Below are 15,651 nucleotides of genomic sequence, written 5' to 3' on the forward strand. Positions count from 1 at the left end.
CCGGCCGGCCGATCCGTCAGACTCGACGGGTGAACAACCGACGGGACCGACTGCGGGAACTGCTCGACGCCGTTCTCGACGAAGACAACACCACGCTCGGGCAGATGGCCGCCGACGCGTACAGCTCGCGGTATCACTTCGCACGGCAGTTCAGCCGCGGAACCGGCGAGTCCCCGGTGGGCCTGCGGCGGCGCGTGCTGCTCGAGCGCGCGTGCTGGCAACTCGGCGGCGGCGCGGCGGTCACCGAGGTGGCCTTCGCCGCGGGCTACGACACGGTGGAAGGGTTCAGCAGGGCGTTCACCCGTGCGTTCGGTCACCCGCCGAGTGCGACCCCGCCGCTGACGGGCCGGACACCGCGCTGGCTGCCCGCGGCGAACGGCATCCACTTCCACCCGCCCATGTCGCTGTGGGTGGAGGGTGAACCGAGAGGACGATCCGATATGGACCCGACCGCGCTGCTGCTGCACCACGACCTCGAGGACACCGCCCTCCTGGTGAAGGCGGCCGCCGGATTGACCGAGGAACAGTACCGGCGGCCCCGGGGCAGCACCGGGACCGTGCTGCCCTGGGACGGTCCCGAGGACTCGGTCGCCGCGGTATTGCACCATCTGATCCGCAGCAAGGAGTGCTGGCTGGCCTCGATCGAAGGCGCCGACACGCCGGTAGCCGGCGGCGACGACCCGCCCGCGCTCGCGGCCCGCCTCGACGAGGTGGGTCCGCGGTGGCTGGATACGGTCCGCGAGATCGATCGGCGCGGCGGCTGGGGCGACACCCTGATCGATGCACTGTGCGAGCCGCCGGAGAGTTTCGTCCTCGGCAGCGTAGTCGCGCATGTGCTCACCTACTCCGCGTATCGCCGCCAGCTGGTGCGGTACTGGATACGCGGTACCGCACCCGATGATCCCGTCGGATGGGGCGACCCGATCGACTGGCTGCGAAGGAGAGAGTGAATGACCACCCCGGCGACCGGACCCCGGACCATCTACTACACGGCGACCAGCCTGGACGGCTTCATCGCCACCCCCGACCACTCGCTGGACTGGCTGCTGTCCCGGGAGGCCGACAACGACAACGGCCCCATGGGAACGACCGAGTTCATGGCCGGTGTCGGCGCGATCGTCATGGGCGCCAACACCTACCAGTGGCTGCTCGACAACGAGGCCGGGCAACCCTGGCCCTACGAGGTCGCGACCTGGGTCTGCACCCATCGCGAATTCGCCCCGCGCACCGATGGCGATGTGCGATTCACCCAGGATCCGGTCGAACTCGTCCACAAGTCGATGACCGAGGCGGCGGCCGGTAAGAACCTGTGGGTCGTCGGCGGCGGCGAACTGGCGGGACAGTTCGCCGATCGCGGCCTGCTCGACGAGGTGATCGTCTCGATCGCGCCGGTGACCCTGGGCGCCGGCGCACCGCTGCTGCCACGCCGGCTGGAGCTGCGGGTCGACGAGGTGGCCGGCAACGGGGAATTCGCCTGCGTGCGCTACACGGTGGTCGCGCCGAACGAATGAACGGCGCGGTGCGGTCGGCCGGGGGTCGACCGCACCGCCCGGCGGATGCGGGCGGCGAAACCACCGCAATCCGCGCCAGGCCGGACGCGAAGGTCGCGCCCGGACGCACACGGACCGAGCGAATGCGGAGGTACCCGGATCGGCGCGATCGGCGAGCCCCCTCGGCAGCCCGCGCCCGGCCGGCGCCGACGCGAAGCCACGCGGACGACACACGGCCGGAGCGAGGGTCGCGGTACGCACAGAGCGCACGGCCGGAGCGAGCACGGAGTTCGCCCGGAAAGCACCTGGCCGGCGCGGAGGCGGCGGTACGCCTACCCGGAGGAAACCGAGGCCGTCCAGGAGGCGAAGGCGCTGGGGTTGCGCGTCTGCAGCAGGACCCGGCCGGGACCGACGAAGTCGAAGACCAGGCCTTCACCGGATTTGAGCGACTGGAGAGAGCGACCGGAGACCGCGCGCCGGATGGTGAACCGGATCGACAGATCGTAGGCGACCACATGCCCGGTATCGATGGTGACCGGCTCGCCGGGCGCCAGATCGATGACATCGATGGCTCCGAATACGCCGACCACGACTTCGCCCTGGCCCGAGGCGCGCAGGCCGAAGCCGCCCTCACCGCCGAACAGATTGGCGAAACCACCCCATTTGCTCTCCACCTGGACGCCGGTCGAATTGGCGATCCAGCCGCCGCGGCTGATGAAATACGGCCGGTCCGGAGCGATCTGCAGTGCGAGCATGTCCCCGGGCAGCGAAGGCGCCACATCCACCCAGCCGCCCTGCTGCGGCGCGGTGAAGGTGGAGACGAAAAACGATTCACCCGACAACATCAACCGTCTCATACCGGCCAGGACGCCGCCCTCGGCCTTGGCCTCCAGGCCGACTCCTGCCGAATGCGCCACCATGGCACCGGATTCCACGCGGACCGGCTCACCGCCCGCGAGGACACACCGGGCAACCGTCGACGACGGGTTGTGCCGCAGTTCAACTTTCATGAGCCGACACTACCGCCACCGCGGGTGAGAGTCCGCCAACGTTAGCGCTACACCCCGGCGAACCGCCGCGGACTCAGCCCAGCGAATCCAGAGCTTCCGCGTCCCGGGCGATGACCCCACGCCCGGCGGTGAACACGAGCGGACGCTGGATCAGCCGCGGATGCTCGGTCAGCGCCGCGAGCCAGCGGTCCCGGTCCGCCTCGGCCCGGCCCCACGCGGCCATACCCAGTTCCTTCGCGATATCCTCACCGGTGCGGGTGATATCCCAGGGTTGCGCGCCGAGCCGGTCGAGTGCCGCACGGAGTTCCGCGACGGTGGGCGGCTCGTCGAGGTACCGGCGGACCGAATACTCGATGCCGGCGGCGTCCAGATGGGCCACGGCGGCCCGGCTCTTGCTGCAGCGCGGGTTATGCCAGATCTCGGTCTCCGGAGTGCTCATGAGGGTGAGCGTAGCCCGCTACAGGTGCATCCATTCCGGCCACACCTGCGACCACGCCCGCCGGGGCTGCGCGCATTTCCAGAGCGTGACATCGCGGGTGTTGCCCAGGAAGCCGAGCCGGGTGTCGACGTGGCCGATCGGTTCGAGGGTGGCGAACTGCGCGCGCAACAGGTGCTCGTCGCCGCCGACACACACCAGGGTGGTGGCCGATTCGGCGGGTGCGCCGAAATATCCGAAACCGCGCGAGGGACTGTGCACCTGCGGCAATTCCGTCCGCGCCAGCTGATCCAATGCACCTGCCTGCCAGTAGCTTTCCGTGATCACCGCCGATCGGGCCTGTTCGGCCGCGGGCAGCGAGCGGTAGGCCGTCACCACCGCGTCCGCCAGTTCGGTCCAGCCGAATTCGCCGTACAACCCGATGTTCAACGCGGCCTCGGTATCGTTCGCGGGCGGGTCGATCGCGTCGGGTTCCCGCCAGGGTGTGGAGCCGGCGATCAGGGCGAGCGATACCGCTACCACCGCCGCGCCCGAGCCGAGGATCGCCCGCCGACGGGCCGATCCGACCCGCCGCACCGCCGCCGCCAGGGCGACCGCACCGGCCGCGAAGACCACGCCGTACATCCCGGCCAGATAGTAGACACGACCACCGGAGACGAGGAACACCACGAGCAGCAGCACCGTGGCCACACCGAGGAAACGGTACGGGCGCAGCGATTCGTGCCGCAGCAGCGCCCACAGGCCGTAGCACAGCAGCACCGCGCCCAGCGCTCCCGCGAGCAGCACGGCCAAGGGTATGAAGGCCATCGGGCCGCCGGAGTACTGCTGTTCCGCGCGCACCACCGCACCCAGGCCCAGCTGGGGCCACCCGTGCCGGGCCTGCCAGAACAGGGCGGGGGCCGAGACCAGCAGCACGACCAGCCCGCCCACCCAGAGCAGCGGCCGGCGCACCAGCTCCCGTGGACCGAAGACCAGTGAACTCGCCACCACCGCGAGCCAGAAGAAGGGGATCAGCCATTTGACCTGCATATCCAGCGCGGTGACGAGGGTGGCGGCGAACAGCAGCCCGTCGCGGCGGGTCCGCACCCAGCGCACCACCAGCCAGGCGATCAGTACCCACAGGGCGGAGTCGATCGCGTTGGTGGACAGATTCTTGGCCTGCATGAGCAGGAACGGCGAGGTCGCGTAGCCGACGGCAGTCAGAACCTGGGCGCCGCGACCGCCACCGAACTCCCGCGCGACGAGTGCGGCGACCACGATCGCGGCCACCGTCAGGAGGATCGCGGGCAACCGCAGCACCAGCAGCGAACCCGGGGCGACGCTATCCCCCAGCGCCGCGAGCAGGGGCAGTACCGGGCCCTGATCGGCATAGCCGAACGACAGCCGCCGACCCGCGGCCAGGAAGTACAGTTCGTCGCCGAAATAGCCGTATCGGGTCGCCGAGAGCAACAGGACGACGGCGGCCACGGCGGCCACACCGAGTACGGGGGCGGTGGCGAAGGGACGGTCGGCATACGCATCGGGCCGTGGCGGGACGGAATCGGTCATCGTGGTCACGGAGGTACTCCTGGGTTTCGTGAAACCTGGCCCTCGGAACATATCCGCGACCGCACCCCTCCGGCGTCCACCTATCGGTGGAATCCCGCCGGACACACGGTGTACCCGCGTAAGCCGCGAGATGGACCCCGGCAACGACCGAGGCCGCGCCCCCACGGGAGCGCGGCCTCGGTGTCGGTGCCGGTTACAGGTACTGGCCGGTGTTCGACTCGGTGTCGATCGCCCGGCTGGCACTGGCGTTCTTCCCGGTGACCAGTGTGCGGATGTAGACGATCCGCTCGCCCTTCTTACCCGAGATACGGGCCCAGTCATCCGGATTCGTGGTGTTGGGCAGGTCCTCGTTCTCGGAGAACTCGTCCACGATCGAATCGTAGAGATGCTGGATCCGCAGACCCGGGTTACCGGTGTCGAGCACCGCCTTGATGGCGTACTTCTTGGACCGGTCCACGATGTTCTGGATCATGGCGCCGGAGTTGAAGTCCTTGAAGTACAGGACCTCCTTGTCGCCGTTGGCGTAGGTGACCTCCAGGAAGCGGTTGTCCTCGCTCTCGGCGTACATCCGGTCCACCACCCGCTCGATCATCGCGCGGACGCAGGCCACCTTGTCGCCCTTGAACTCCTCCAGATCGTCGGCGTGCAGCGGCAGCCCCTCGGTGAGGTACTTCGAGAAGATGTCCTGCGCGGATTCGGCGTCCGGCCGCTCGATCTTGATCTTCACGTCCAGGCGGCCGGGCCGCAGAATCGCGGGATCGATCATGTCCTCACGGTTGGAGGCGCCGATGACGATGACGTTCTCCAGCCCTTCCACACCGTCGATCTCGCTCAGCAGCTGCGGTACCACCGTGGTCTCCACATCCGAGGAGACACCGGAACCACGGGTGCGGAAGATCGAGTCCATCTCATCGAAGAACACGATCACCGGCGTCCCTTCCGACGCCTTCTCCCGGGCCCGCTGGAAGATGATCCGGATATGGCGTTCGGTCTCACCGACGAACTTGTTCAGCAGCTCGGGACCCTTGATGTTCAGGAAGTAGGACTTCGCCTCCTTGGCATCCTCGCCGCGCGCCTCGGCGATCTTCTTGGCCAGCGAGTTCGCCACCGCCTTGGCGATCAGCGTCTTACCGCAGCCGGGCGGACCGTAGAGCAGCACACCCTTGGGCGGGCGCAGCGCGTACTCGCGGAAGAGATCCTTGTGCAGGAACGGCAGCTCCACGGCGTCGCGGATCTGCTCGATCTGGCGCCCGAGACCACCGATGTCCTCGTATCCGACGTCGGGAACCTCTTCCAGCACCAGATCCTCGACCTCGGCCTTGGGGATGCGTTCGAACGCGAACCCGGCCTTCGTATCGACCAGCAGGGAGTCACCGGGCCGCAGCTTGCGGATCGGTGAGTCCGGATCGGCCAGATCATCGGCGTCGGCGAGTTTGGCCAGTGGACCGGACAGCCAGACCACCCGCTCCTCGTCGGCATGCCCGACGACCAGCGCGCGGCGGCCTCCGTCGAGGATCTCCCGCAGCGTGCCGATCTCCCCGATCGCGTCGAACATGCCGGCCTCGACCACCGTCAGCGCCTCGTTGAGGCGGACGGTCTGGCCGTAGGCCAGGGTCGTGGTCTCGATGTTCGGCGAGCAGGTCAATCGCATCTTGCGGCCGGAGGTGAAGACGTCGACGGTCTGATCCTCGTACACCCCGATCAGAATCCCGTAACCGCTCGGTGGCTGACCGAGCCGGTCGACCTCCTCACGCAACGCGACGAGCTGCTGCCGCGCTTCTTTCAGGGTATCCATCAGCTTGGTGTTGCGAATGGTCAGCGAATCGATACGGGCTTCCAATTCCCGTGTGCGATCCGGTGAGTCGGCGAGTTGCCTCCGGAGTGCAGCCGCTTCGGCGCGTACTGCCTCGAGTTCTCTCCAGGCCGCCGAATCCGAATTCTCGATGGGGCTCATGTGCTGCTCCTCCCAGTCCCGGTCTATCAACGCTACCGGGCGCGGCCCGTTTGCGCTGTCCGACACGATTTCGTCGTGATCACATCTGGTCCGCGGCCCTCTGCAGGTCACACCATGTTAGCCTCCCCTAACCCAACAATGGTGGGCACGCTCACCGACTAGCCGAAAGGTTGCCAGATATGCAACTTCCCGCACGGACACGGCGATTGTCCCGCGTCGCGGCGGCTACCGCCGCGGCCGCCGCCCTGGCGCTGGGCCTCACGGCCTGCGGGTCCGACGACGGCGGCGATACCGCCGCCGCCAGCAGTGTCGCGGTCTCCACCAGCGCCGCGGCGCACGACCACGATGACGATCACGGTGAGACCGCGCCCGCGCCCACCGCGGCGAGCCTACAGGCCGGCCTCGAGCAGATCACCAACCCGGATATCCCGGTGGACGAGAAGGTGAAGCTGATCGACGACGGCGAGAACCGGCGGGACATGCTCGAGAAGCTCAATGCCGCCCTGCAGACCTATCGCGGGATCAGCTACCAGGTCGACGAGGTCACCGTCGACGGCGATACCGCCACCGGCCGGACCACCATCACCAGTCCCTCCGGTCAGAGCGCACCGCCCATGCCGCTGACCTGGGAATACGAGGACAGCACCTGGAAGCTGTCGGACGCGAGCGCCTGTGTGCTGTTCGGGTTCGCGCAGCTCCCCTGCTCCCCCGCCTGACCACGACGGGGCCACGGGAGCCGGTGATCCGGCCCCGTGGTCCCGCGACCGTCCGTAGCGCCCGCTCAGCCCTTCGACGGCCGGCGCTGCGGTTTCGGGGTGACCACTCCCTCGGCGAGCCGCCGCGCGCTCACCAGAAAGGCCGTATGGCCCTGCATCCGGTGCTCGGGACGCACCGCCAGGCCCACCACGTGCCAGCCGCGCACCATCGACTCCCAGGACCGCGGTTCGGTCCAGCACTGCTGCTCACGCAGGGCCTCCACCAACCGGGAGAGCTGGGTCACCGTCGCGACGTAGACCATCAGCACCCCGCCGGGCACGATGGCCCGCGATACGGCCGGTAGCGCGTCCCACGGCGCCAGCATGTCCAGCACCACGCGGTCCACCCGATCCCCCTCGTAATCGGCCACATCGCCGACGGTGAGCTGCCAGTTCGCAGGCCGTTCGCCGAAGAAACGCTCCACATTGCGGACGGCGTGCTCGGCGTGATCCTCGCGGATCTCGTAGGACACGACCGCCCCGTCCGATCCCACCGCGCGCAGCAGTGAGCAGGTCAGCGCACCCGACCCCGCCCCCGCCTCCAGCACCCGGGCGCCGGGGAACATATCGCCCTCGTGCACGATCTGCGCGGCGTCCTTGGGATAGATCACCGCCGCCCCGCGCGGCATGGACATCACGTAGTCGGTCAGCAGCGGGCGCAGGGCCAGATACGGCGTGCCGTTGTTGGAGTGCGCGAGGGTGCCCTCGTCGGCGCCGATCAGGTCGTCGTGGGCGATGGCGCCGCGGTGGGTGTGGAACTGTTTACCCGGTTCCAGCAGCACCGTGTACAGCCTGCCCTTGGCGTCGGTCAGCTGCACGCGGTCGCCGACGACGAATGGCCCGGTCCGTCTGGCCGTCATGGATCTCCGTTCCCGATGAGGACTGCGCCCGGGACGATCACCGGGCGCGGCACCGTGTCGGTGCCGCGGGATAGCCTGCCAGGTATGTCAGCGCCACCGAGCACGCCCCCGGCCGGTTCCGGCCTCGAACCGGCACCCGCCTCCGCCCGACCGGCGTTGTCCCCTTCGCGCGCAGCCGATTTCAAACAGTGCCCGCTGAAGTACCGGCTCCGCACCATCGACCGCATTCCCGAGCCGCCGACCCGCCAGGCGGTGCGTGGCACCGTCGTACACGCCGTTCTCGAAGATCTCTATGCCCTGCCGGCCGCCGAACGTGATCCCGACCGCGCGAGCACGCTGGCCGAACCGGCCTGGACCCGGGTGCTGGCCGAGCGCCCCGAAGCGGCCGAACTCCTCGCCACCGGCCTCGACGTCGCGCCCTTCCTCGACGAGGTCCGCGCCCTGGTGCGTACCTACTACCGGCTCGAGGACCCACGCCGGTTCGATCCCGAATCCTGCGAGACCCGGCTCGAGGTCCACCTGCCCGACGGCGCCCCGCTACGCGGTTTCGTGGACCGCATCGACGTGGCCCCCAGCGGGGAACTGCGGGTGGTGGACTACAAGACCGGCCGGGCGCCGGGGCCCACCCAGGAGACGCGGGCGCTGTTCCAGTTGAAGTTCTACGCGCTGATGCTGCTGCGCACCCGCGGTGTGGTTCCCACCCAGCTGCGGTTGATCTACCTGGCCGACGCCGAACTGCTCACCTACACCCCCGACGAGGACGAACTACTCCGCTTCGAACGCACCCTCACCGCCCTGTGGGACGCGGTGCGCGCAGCGGGCCGGACCGGAGATTTTCCGCCGAATCCGAGTTGGCTGTGTGATTACTGCGCCTACAAAAGCCTGTGCCCGGCATTCGACGGCACGCCTCCGCCCTACCCCGGCTGGCCCGCGGACGACGAACCCCCGGCCGAATCCTTCGCCGAATCGGTATCGGATTGAGACTGTGTTCATTTGCGCGCCTCCGGCGCGCGGGTCGAGGCCCTGTGCCCCCGATTCTTCCCTCCTCCGCTCAGTCGCTGCGCTCCTTCGCTCCGTCGGTCCAGAATCGGGGGCGGGCCCCGACCACTGAGATAGACCACCCGGAATAGACAGAAGGTGCAGGCTGTCGTGCTCCTCGACCAGTCCGGGGAGCTCACAGCACTGTAAGTGCTCAATGGTCACCGATCCATGGACGGTCGGCTGCACACGCTCGGTCACTGCGCTCCTTCACCCCCGTCAGTTCAGAATCGGGGCGGGCCGAGACCTCAGTGGTCGCCGCCGTACGAGCAGTCGCCGACATGTGCCAGGACCGGGACGGAGAACCGGCACAGCGCTGATTCGGGCTGGGTACTGGGTAGGGAGGTCAGGGTCCATGCCACTCACGCAAGGTGACAGCCCACAACACACATCACGGGCGCTCGGCGCCGAGGCGGGGCCTCGGCGCCGAGCTGGAACAGACCGTCCCTACGCCCGCTGATTCAGAAAGCGCGGCAGGAGCGGATATCGGTGGCCAGGATGGCCCGCGCGCCCAGTTCCGCCAGCTGATCCATCAGCTCGTTACCCTGCCTCCGCGGCACCAGCGCCCGGACCGCGACCCAGCCGGGGTCGGCCAGCGGAGCGACCGTCGGGGATTCCAGGCCCGGGGTGAGCTCGGCGGCACGTTCCAGCAGGTTCTTCGGGCAGTCGTAATCGAGCATCAGGTATTGCTGAGCGAACACCACGCCCTTGACCCTGGCGATCAGCTGGTTACGCGCCCGGTCGCGCTGGTCGGACCCGGCTCGTTCGATCAGCACGGCCTCCGAATCGCACAGCGATTCACCGAAGGCGACCAAATTGTGCTGGCGCAGGGTGCGGCCGGAGCCGACCACATCGGCGATCGCGTCGGCCACCCCGAGCTGGATGGAGATCTCGACGGCCCCGTCCAGCCGGATCACCTCGGCTTCGATCCCGCGGCGTGCCAGATCCGCCAGCACCAGGTTGGGGTAGGAGGTGGCGATGCGCTTGTCCTGCAGATCCTCGACCTTCCAATCCTGGCCCTGCGGGGCGGCGTAGCGGAAAGTCGAACCGCCGAAGCCGAGCGAGAGCCGCTCGTGCACGGGTGCGCCCGAATCCAGCGACAGATCGCGGCCGGTGATCCCCAGGTCGAGTTCGCCGGAACCTACGTAGATGGCGATGTCCTTGGGCCGCAGGAAGAAGAACTCCACCTGGTTGGCCGGATCGAGCACGGTGAGATCGCGGGAGTCGGTGCGTTTACGGTAGCCGGCCTCGGTGAGGATGGCGACCGCGGATTCGGAGAGTGCGCCCTTGTTGGGTACTGCGACGCGCAACATGATGGTCCTTTCGGTCGGAGGAACGGTCGGGGCGTCTACAGATGTCGGTAGACGTCCTCCAGCCGCAGCCCGCGGCCCACCATCAGAACCTGCACCCAGTAGAGGAGCTGGGAGATCTCCTCGGCGAGCGCCTCGTCGCCCTCGTGTTCGGCGGCCAGCCACACCTCACCGGCCTCCTCCAGCACCTTCTTGCCCTGGGTATGGACGCCCGCGTCCAGCGCGGCGACGGTGCCCGACCCGGCGGGGCGGGTGGCTGCGCGATCCTGGAGCTCGGCGAACAGGGCCTCGAAAGTCTTCACGGCAGGTCATTGTTTCAGACCACCGCCACACGACTCCGGCCGAGTGGGCGCCACTGTGTCGTGGCACCCACTCGGGCGACCGGCGAGTACCGCTCATGCTGCGCCTATCGCGCATGAGCGAGGGCCCCTACGTGGTCACACTGCGCTACCGCCTCCGGGCCCGACTCACTCATGCTGTGCCTATCGCGCATGAGCGAGGGCCCTGCGTGGTCACACTGCGCTACCGCCTCCGGGCCCGACTCGCTCATGCTCCGGAGAACAGCGCCTCCAGTTCGGCGACGGCGGTGCGCAGGTGCCCGGCGAACGCGTGCATCCGATCGGCGACAGCCGCCGGGGTGGCCAGGTAAAGATTCCACCGGTCGGGCAGCAGTACGTAGGCGATACCGATGCATTTCGGGCTGGTGGACCCGAAACCGAAGTAGCTGATGTTCACCGACGGCGCGGAGCTGGTGCTCAGATAGTCGTCGCGCAGGACGGTCCAGCCGGGGCTGGAGTACAGCGGAATCGGGTCGGTGACGCCGAGTTCGGCGCCGCGGCGCCGCTGGATCCATTCGAGTTCCCACAGATGCTGTTCCGGCGCCGCACCGGACTGGCACTGTTTCGCCCGTTCCACATGCGCGGTGGCGGCGGCGCGGGCGGCGGCCAGTTTCGCGGCGGTATCGGCCGTCGGGTCCGTCATGGTGTCGGCGAAAGTCACCATCTCCGGGGTCACCACCCGCATCGCCTCGGTGCGGCCGTTGCGGTACTGCCTGGTGGCGATGGATTCGTAGGTGGCGCCGGTGACGCCTTTACTGCGCCGGTGCGCCAGCTGGTAGCTGAGCTGAGCGAACGCGTCCGGGGAGATACCGAGCTGTTTGGCCCGGGCGGTGCCGAAATCGGTGAACGAGACCACCGTGGTGGCATTGTCCGCGGCGTACTGCCCGAACGCCGACCCGGCCGCGACCACTTCGGCCTGCTGCTCCGCGTCGAGTCGGAACTCGATCGGCTCGGCCGGCGGCAGCCCCTGCTCCCGCGCCCCGGACCGCTGGAGATGTTCGCCGACGGGGGTCTCCAGCAGGGTATCGACGAACGACAGGATCGTGGTGCCGTCCAAGCCGCAGTGTTCGACATTGATCCCGGCCCGGCCGTCGGCGAAGACGATGAACGAGATCGACTTGTCGAACCACCGGTTGGCGCTGTCACCGTGCAGTAGCGTGTCGGCGGCGTGCAGGTCGTCGCGCGGGGCGAAATCCTCGAGGCAGACGGCGAACAGCGCCGTTTCGATGGTGTCGAGCGCTTCGGCATTGTGCGGGTCGGTCAGCAGCCGGGCGCGGGCGCGGGCCCAGTCGGCGCGCGCCGCGGTGGTCAGCTGTCCCACCGAGGTCCCTGCCGGGGCCGGCTCGGTGGCCGATTTCAGGATCGTGCGCAGACCCGCGGTCACGTCCTCGAAGGCGTACGGGTCGCCGTCGGGCCCGAGAACATCCAGCCGGAACATGGCTCCGCGGTGCAGTACGAGGATATGCCGCGCGGTGGACGGGCCGGGTTCGGCCTCGCTGTAGGGCACCCGCACGGTGTCCTGCTCGAGGCCGGGAATCCGGGTCTCGGAGAACAAGTACTTGTTCTGCCACATGGACAGGCGCTGCCCGCGCTGGGTGATCGGCGGGATCTCCTCCCGGTCCAGGGCCAGCTTGTAGTCGACCGCGGCGGCGACCAGCGCGGCGGCGCGTTCGGCCTGGCCGGCCGCGGTGGAACTCGCCAGCGCCGTATCGTCACGGAACAGGAAGAAGAAGTTGGCGTTCAACGCGATCCGGTCCCGCCGGCCCAGGTAGCGCGAGGGCCAGAACCGGTCGAGCCAGCTGCCCACGCCCGGGGTCTCGTCGTATTCGCGCAGCGCGTCGTGCAGCACGCGGCCGGGGCCGCCGGGGCGTAGCAGATCCGCCACGGCCGCCTCGGTGGCGGCGAGCTGCTCGGTGGTCAGCAGCGGGGTACACCACTGGACGAAACGCGCGCAACTGTCCTCGAGGGTCGGCAACGGGACCCTCGGGAGCTGATCCTCGGCGGCGAAGGTGGGTTCGGTCAAGTCGTTCTCCGGTTCGGTTGTCGGTCGTCGGGTTCGCCCGGCGTCAAGCCATGGATGCGGGCGCCGAAAGTGGCCGGGACACATAGAGATTGGCATACAGCCAACCGTCGTTCTCCAGGCCGGTGGTATCGATGCCGTTACCGGCCAGCGTACTCAGCACCTGCTCCTGCTCGGCCGCCGAGGCGAACCTGCGCTGGGCGAACTCGCCGGGCATCCGCTCGGTGCGGTAACCCAGGGCGGCCAGCTCCGCCTCGATGGGTTCGAAACCGTACATACGAAGCACGAAATGGGCCATCCAGGGGCGCCGGTCGGGATGGGCCGTGGCGATGCGCACGATTGTCTTCTCGGTGACATATCCGATACAGCCGGTCGAGACGACCAGGTCCGCCGAGGCGAGGATCGCGCGTTGTTCGTCGCTGGGGTCGGTGGCCTCGAGGTCGGCGTGCACCACGGCGTCGAGCAACCCCGCCGCGCGCGCGTAGTCCAGTGCGGGCGCGGAGGCATCCATACCGAGGAACCGCACCCCGGGCAGCGCGTCGGCGCCGGCCGGCCGGGCGCGGTCCCGCGCGATCAGCTCGTCCGTATCCATGTCGCCGTCCGCATACCATCCGGCCAGCTCGGCGAGGGTGGTATCCCAGCGCAGCAGGGCCGCGTTCACGCCGTAGGAGCAGCCGATATCCAGCACGCCGGGTGCGGCCCCCCGGGCCGCGGCGCATTCGGCGATCTGCCGCCACAGATGCGGTCTCGCCAGTTCCGGAATGCGATAGCCCAGCTCCGACATCCGCGCGTAGTAGTCGCGTGGGTCGGGCCTCGAGTAGATGTCGTCGAAGGATGCTTTCCCGGTGGTGTGCAACGGAACTGGCACGGTGTGTTCCTCTCCTCGGGCGGTATCCACTCGATCGCGTCCGGTCAATCGAGCAGCCGGTCACCCCGGACGGCGTCGGCCGCGGCGAGATGATCGGGGAGCACCCGTCCGAACAGTTGACGGGTGCGTTCCACGGTGCCGATGACACCGGGACGGTCGCTGTAGGCGAAGATCGCCGTATGCCGCGCGGCCGCGCCCGCCACCGGGGAGACCCGGTGCAGCGAGAAGCGGCCCTGGAAGAGTTGCAGATCGCCCGGGCGCAGTACGAGGCGCCGGATGAGACGTTCACCCGATCCGGTCAGGACCGCGTGCACATCCGCCAGGTTCTCGGCCTGCGGGGAACGGATACCGGGACAGTATTCGAAAACGCCACCCATCTCGGGGGTGGCGGTCAGCATGCTGACGGTGAACTCGTTGGTATCGAAATGCCAGGGATGCGATTGCCCCGGGGAGACCACATTGAGAACCAGCCCCGCCAAGGGGTCGGCGAATTCGTGCAGCCGGTCCCGGCCGAAACAGTCGGCGAGGAAACGCTGGAACAGCACATCGGTGTACAGGCGGTGGATGAGCGCGTCGGCGGGGATGCGGTCGCGCGGCACGAAGGCGTTACCGCGTTCGAACACGATCCGGCCGGGATGGCCTTCGGGTAATTCGCTGTCGAGCGGGATGTTGTAGGCGTTGACCCGCTCGGTGCGATAGTAGGCGTGCGGCGCCATCCGCTGCCCCTGCTCGGCGAGCAGGGCGTGCAGTTCGGGCCGGATGAACTCGCGCAGGACGGTACAGCCGTCCTCGGCGAGATCGGCCCGGGCCGCCGCCACCGCGGCACGCCGGCCGGGGGAATCGGGCTCCGCGAGCGGGTAGCGGGATGTGTCGACGATGTCGTTCAAGGTCACCGTGGCGGCCATAGCGACATTGTTATCGGACTGTCTGCGACACGCCCGGGGTTTGCCGGAGACAGCAGGTGAGTCCGGTCACGGACCGTTCGGTCTTGTTGTTCCACAACATCGTTCGCGACCGCTGTTCGTCCCTGATCACAGCGTTGGCGACCGATACGGCGCGAAAAGCAGCCCATCATCGGATGTCCGGGCGCGCGGACCCGAACGGCACCGTGTGGGGAGCACATTCGTGTACCTGCTGGAGGACGAGCAGGCGGTACATCGTCGAGGGTCGGGGCACACGAGTAGTTCGTCGTCGTCCCGGCACAGCGCGGCCGTGACCGTGGTGAGAACCCGTGCCGATCCGAGATTTGTGGATACCGCCCGGGGGGAAGTGACCTGTTCAGGACACGGAGGGATCGCCCGCGGCGACCGCGCGGCAGGTCCGCAACACCTCGTCGAGGTCGGTGTGCGACAGCCCGATCAGACTGTCGCGGTGCACGCGGGACGGGTGCGCCTCGACGGGGATCTCACACGGCACCACCAGTACCGCGCACCCCGCGGCCGTCGCGGCCGCCACCCCGGTGACGGAATCCTCCACGGCCACACAATCACCGGGCTCGAGGCCGAGTAGCTCTGCCGCCCGCAGATACACGGCCGGGTCCGGTTTCCCGTGCGGAACCTCGTCACCGCAGACCGAGACGTCGAAGCGATCGCGGCCCAGGGTCTCCAGCGCCAGCTCGGTGAGGGACCGTTTGGTGTTGGTCACCAGCGCGGTGGGCAGGCTCGCGGCACGCACCATCTCCAGCGCTTCCACCGCGCCCGGCCGCCACGGGATCGGCCCGCTCATCAGTTCCGTGACGCGCTGTTCCAGGAAATGTCCGGCCGCCGCCACGGCCTCGGGCTCCGGGGGCAGACCGAGCTCGGTGAAGATGATCCGCAGCGCGTTCGCCCCGGACGCCCCGATCAGGGCGTGCCGGATCTCCTGGGTCATCTCCCGGCCCAGTTCCCGCGCCAGCTCCCGCACCCCGATATCCCAGAGCTTCTCCGAATCGAGCAGGGTGCCGTCCATATCCCACAGCACTCCGGCAACCCGGTTCATATGTACGGCCTTTCGTCGCGGTCGGTCACATCGTCTGTGCCCGGGAG

The 15,651-nt window shown here is 68.6% G+C and carries 15 protein-coding genes; 4 read left to right on the forward strand and 11 right to left on the reverse strand.

Features of this window, described 5'->3' with window-relative positions:
* The first annotated feature begins 29 nt into the window (after positions 1–29).
* Both ACQPYS_RS18720 and ACQPYS_RS18725 read left to right on the forward strand, forming a co-directional pair.
* The gene (locus tag ACQPYS_RS18720; protein WP_063038728.1) at positions 30–950 is read left to right on the forward strand and encodes a helix-turn-helix domain-containing protein; all 921 of its coding nucleotides are present in this window, start codon (positions 30–32) and stop codon (positions 948–950) included.
* Positions 951–1,511, forward strand: coding sequence for a dihydrofolate reductase family protein (locus ACQPYS_RS18725; protein WP_431940253.1), 561 nt, complete (start codon positions 951–953; stop codon positions 1,509–1,511).
* Positions 1,512–1,822: 311 nt separating this feature from the next.
* Here ACQPYS_RS18725 and ACQPYS_RS18730 read toward each other — a convergent pair whose 3' ends face one another.
* The 4 genes from ACQPYS_RS18730 to arc form a co-directional block, all read right to left on the reverse strand.
* Positions 1,823–2,500 (reverse strand): TIGR00266 family protein, encoded by a 678-nt coding sequence (locus tag ACQPYS_RS18730; protein WP_063038732.1) that lies wholly within the window; start codon positions 2,498–2,500, stop codon positions 1,823–1,825.
* Between the two features lie 73 nt (positions 2,501–2,573).
* Positions 2,574–2,939: an arsenate reductase family protein gene (locus tag ACQPYS_RS18735; protein WP_431940254.1), complete on the reverse strand. Its 366-nt coding sequence runs from the start codon at positions 2,937–2,939 to the stop codon at positions 2,574–2,576.
* A gap of 18 nt (positions 2,940–2,957) precedes the next feature.
* The gene (locus ACQPYS_RS18740) at positions 2,958–4,484 is read right to left on the reverse strand and encodes an ArnT family glycosyltransferase (protein WP_433493080.1); all 1,527 of its coding nucleotides are present in this window, start codon (positions 4,482–4,484) and stop codon (positions 2,958–2,960) included.
* A gap of 193 nt (positions 4,485–4,677) precedes the next feature.
* On the reverse strand, positions 4,678–6,438 hold the full coding sequence (gene arc / locus ACQPYS_RS18745) for a proteasome ATPase (RefSeq protein ID WP_063038736.1): 1,761 nt from the start codon (positions 6,436–6,438) through the stop codon (positions 4,678–4,680).
* Positions 6,439–6,617: 179 nt separating this feature from the next.
* On the opposite strand from arc, the gene ACQPYS_RS18750 reads away from it, so the two are divergent.
* Positions 6,618–7,154, forward strand: a complete 537-nt coding sequence (locus ACQPYS_RS18750) for a hypothetical protein (RefSeq protein WP_433490344.1) — start codon at positions 6,618–6,620, stop codon at positions 7,152–7,154.
* A gap of 65 nt (positions 7,155–7,219) precedes the next feature.
* On the opposite strand, the gene ACQPYS_RS18755 is transcribed toward ACQPYS_RS18750, so the two are convergent.
* Positions 7,220–8,053 (reverse strand): tRNA (adenine-N1)-methyltransferase, encoded by an 834-nt coding sequence (locus ACQPYS_RS18755; RefSeq protein WP_431940256.1) that lies wholly within the window; start codon positions 8,051–8,053, stop codon positions 7,220–7,222.
* A gap of 84 nt (positions 8,054–8,137) precedes the next feature.
* Between ACQPYS_RS18755 and ACQPYS_RS18760 the strand changes: the two genes are divergently transcribed.
* Complete coding sequence (locus tag ACQPYS_RS18760; RefSeq protein WP_431940257.1) at positions 8,138–9,034, forward strand: RecB family exonuclease; 897 nt, start codon at positions 8,138–8,140, stop codon at positions 9,032–9,034.
* A gap of 518 nt (positions 9,035–9,552) precedes the next feature.
* On the opposite strand, the gene hisG is transcribed toward ACQPYS_RS18760, so the two are convergent.
* The 6 genes from hisG to ACQPYS_RS18790 all read right to left on the reverse strand — a co-directional run bounded on the left by hisG (position 9,553) and on the right by ACQPYS_RS18790 (position 15,604).
* Positions 9,553–10,404 (reverse strand): ATP phosphoribosyltransferase, encoded by an 852-nt coding sequence (gene hisG / locus ACQPYS_RS18765; RefSeq protein WP_063038744.1) that lies wholly within the window; start codon positions 10,402–10,404, stop codon positions 9,553–9,555.
* Between the two features lie 35 nt (positions 10,405–10,439).
* Positions 10,440–10,703 (reverse strand): phosphoribosyl-ATP diphosphatase, encoded by a 264-nt coding sequence (locus tag ACQPYS_RS18770; RefSeq protein ID WP_030521337.1) that lies wholly within the window; start codon positions 10,701–10,703, stop codon positions 10,440–10,442.
* Between the two features lie 244 nt (positions 10,704–10,947).
* On the reverse strand, positions 10,948–12,762 hold the full coding sequence (locus tag ACQPYS_RS18775) for a choline/carnitine O-acyltransferase (RefSeq protein WP_433490345.1): 1,815 nt from the start codon (positions 12,760–12,762) through the stop codon (positions 10,948–10,950).
* A gap of 43 nt (positions 12,763–12,805) precedes the next feature.
* Positions 12,806–13,627 carry a class I SAM-dependent methyltransferase gene (locus ACQPYS_RS18780; protein ID WP_433490346.1) on the reverse strand — a complete coding sequence of 274 codons (822 nt, stop codon included), beginning with the start codon at positions 13,625–13,627 and terminating at the stop codon, positions 12,806–12,808.
* 44 nt (positions 13,628–13,671) lie between these two features.
* Positions 13,672–14,532, reverse strand: coding sequence for a HalD/BesD family halogenase (locus ACQPYS_RS18785; RefSeq protein WP_431940260.1), 861 nt, complete (start codon positions 14,530–14,532; stop codon positions 13,672–13,674).
* Between the two features lie 373 nt (positions 14,533–14,905).
* On the reverse strand, positions 14,906–15,604 hold the full coding sequence (locus tag ACQPYS_RS18790; RefSeq protein ID WP_063038749.1) for an HAD family hydrolase: 699 nt from the start codon (positions 15,602–15,604) through the stop codon (positions 14,906–14,908).
* Between the last annotated feature and the right edge of the window lie 47 nt (positions 15,605–15,651).

Source organism: Nocardia grenadensis (genome assembly GCF_050942415.1).
GTDB lineage: Bacteria > Actinomycetota > Actinomycetes > Mycobacteriales > Mycobacteriaceae > Nocardia > Nocardia grenadensis.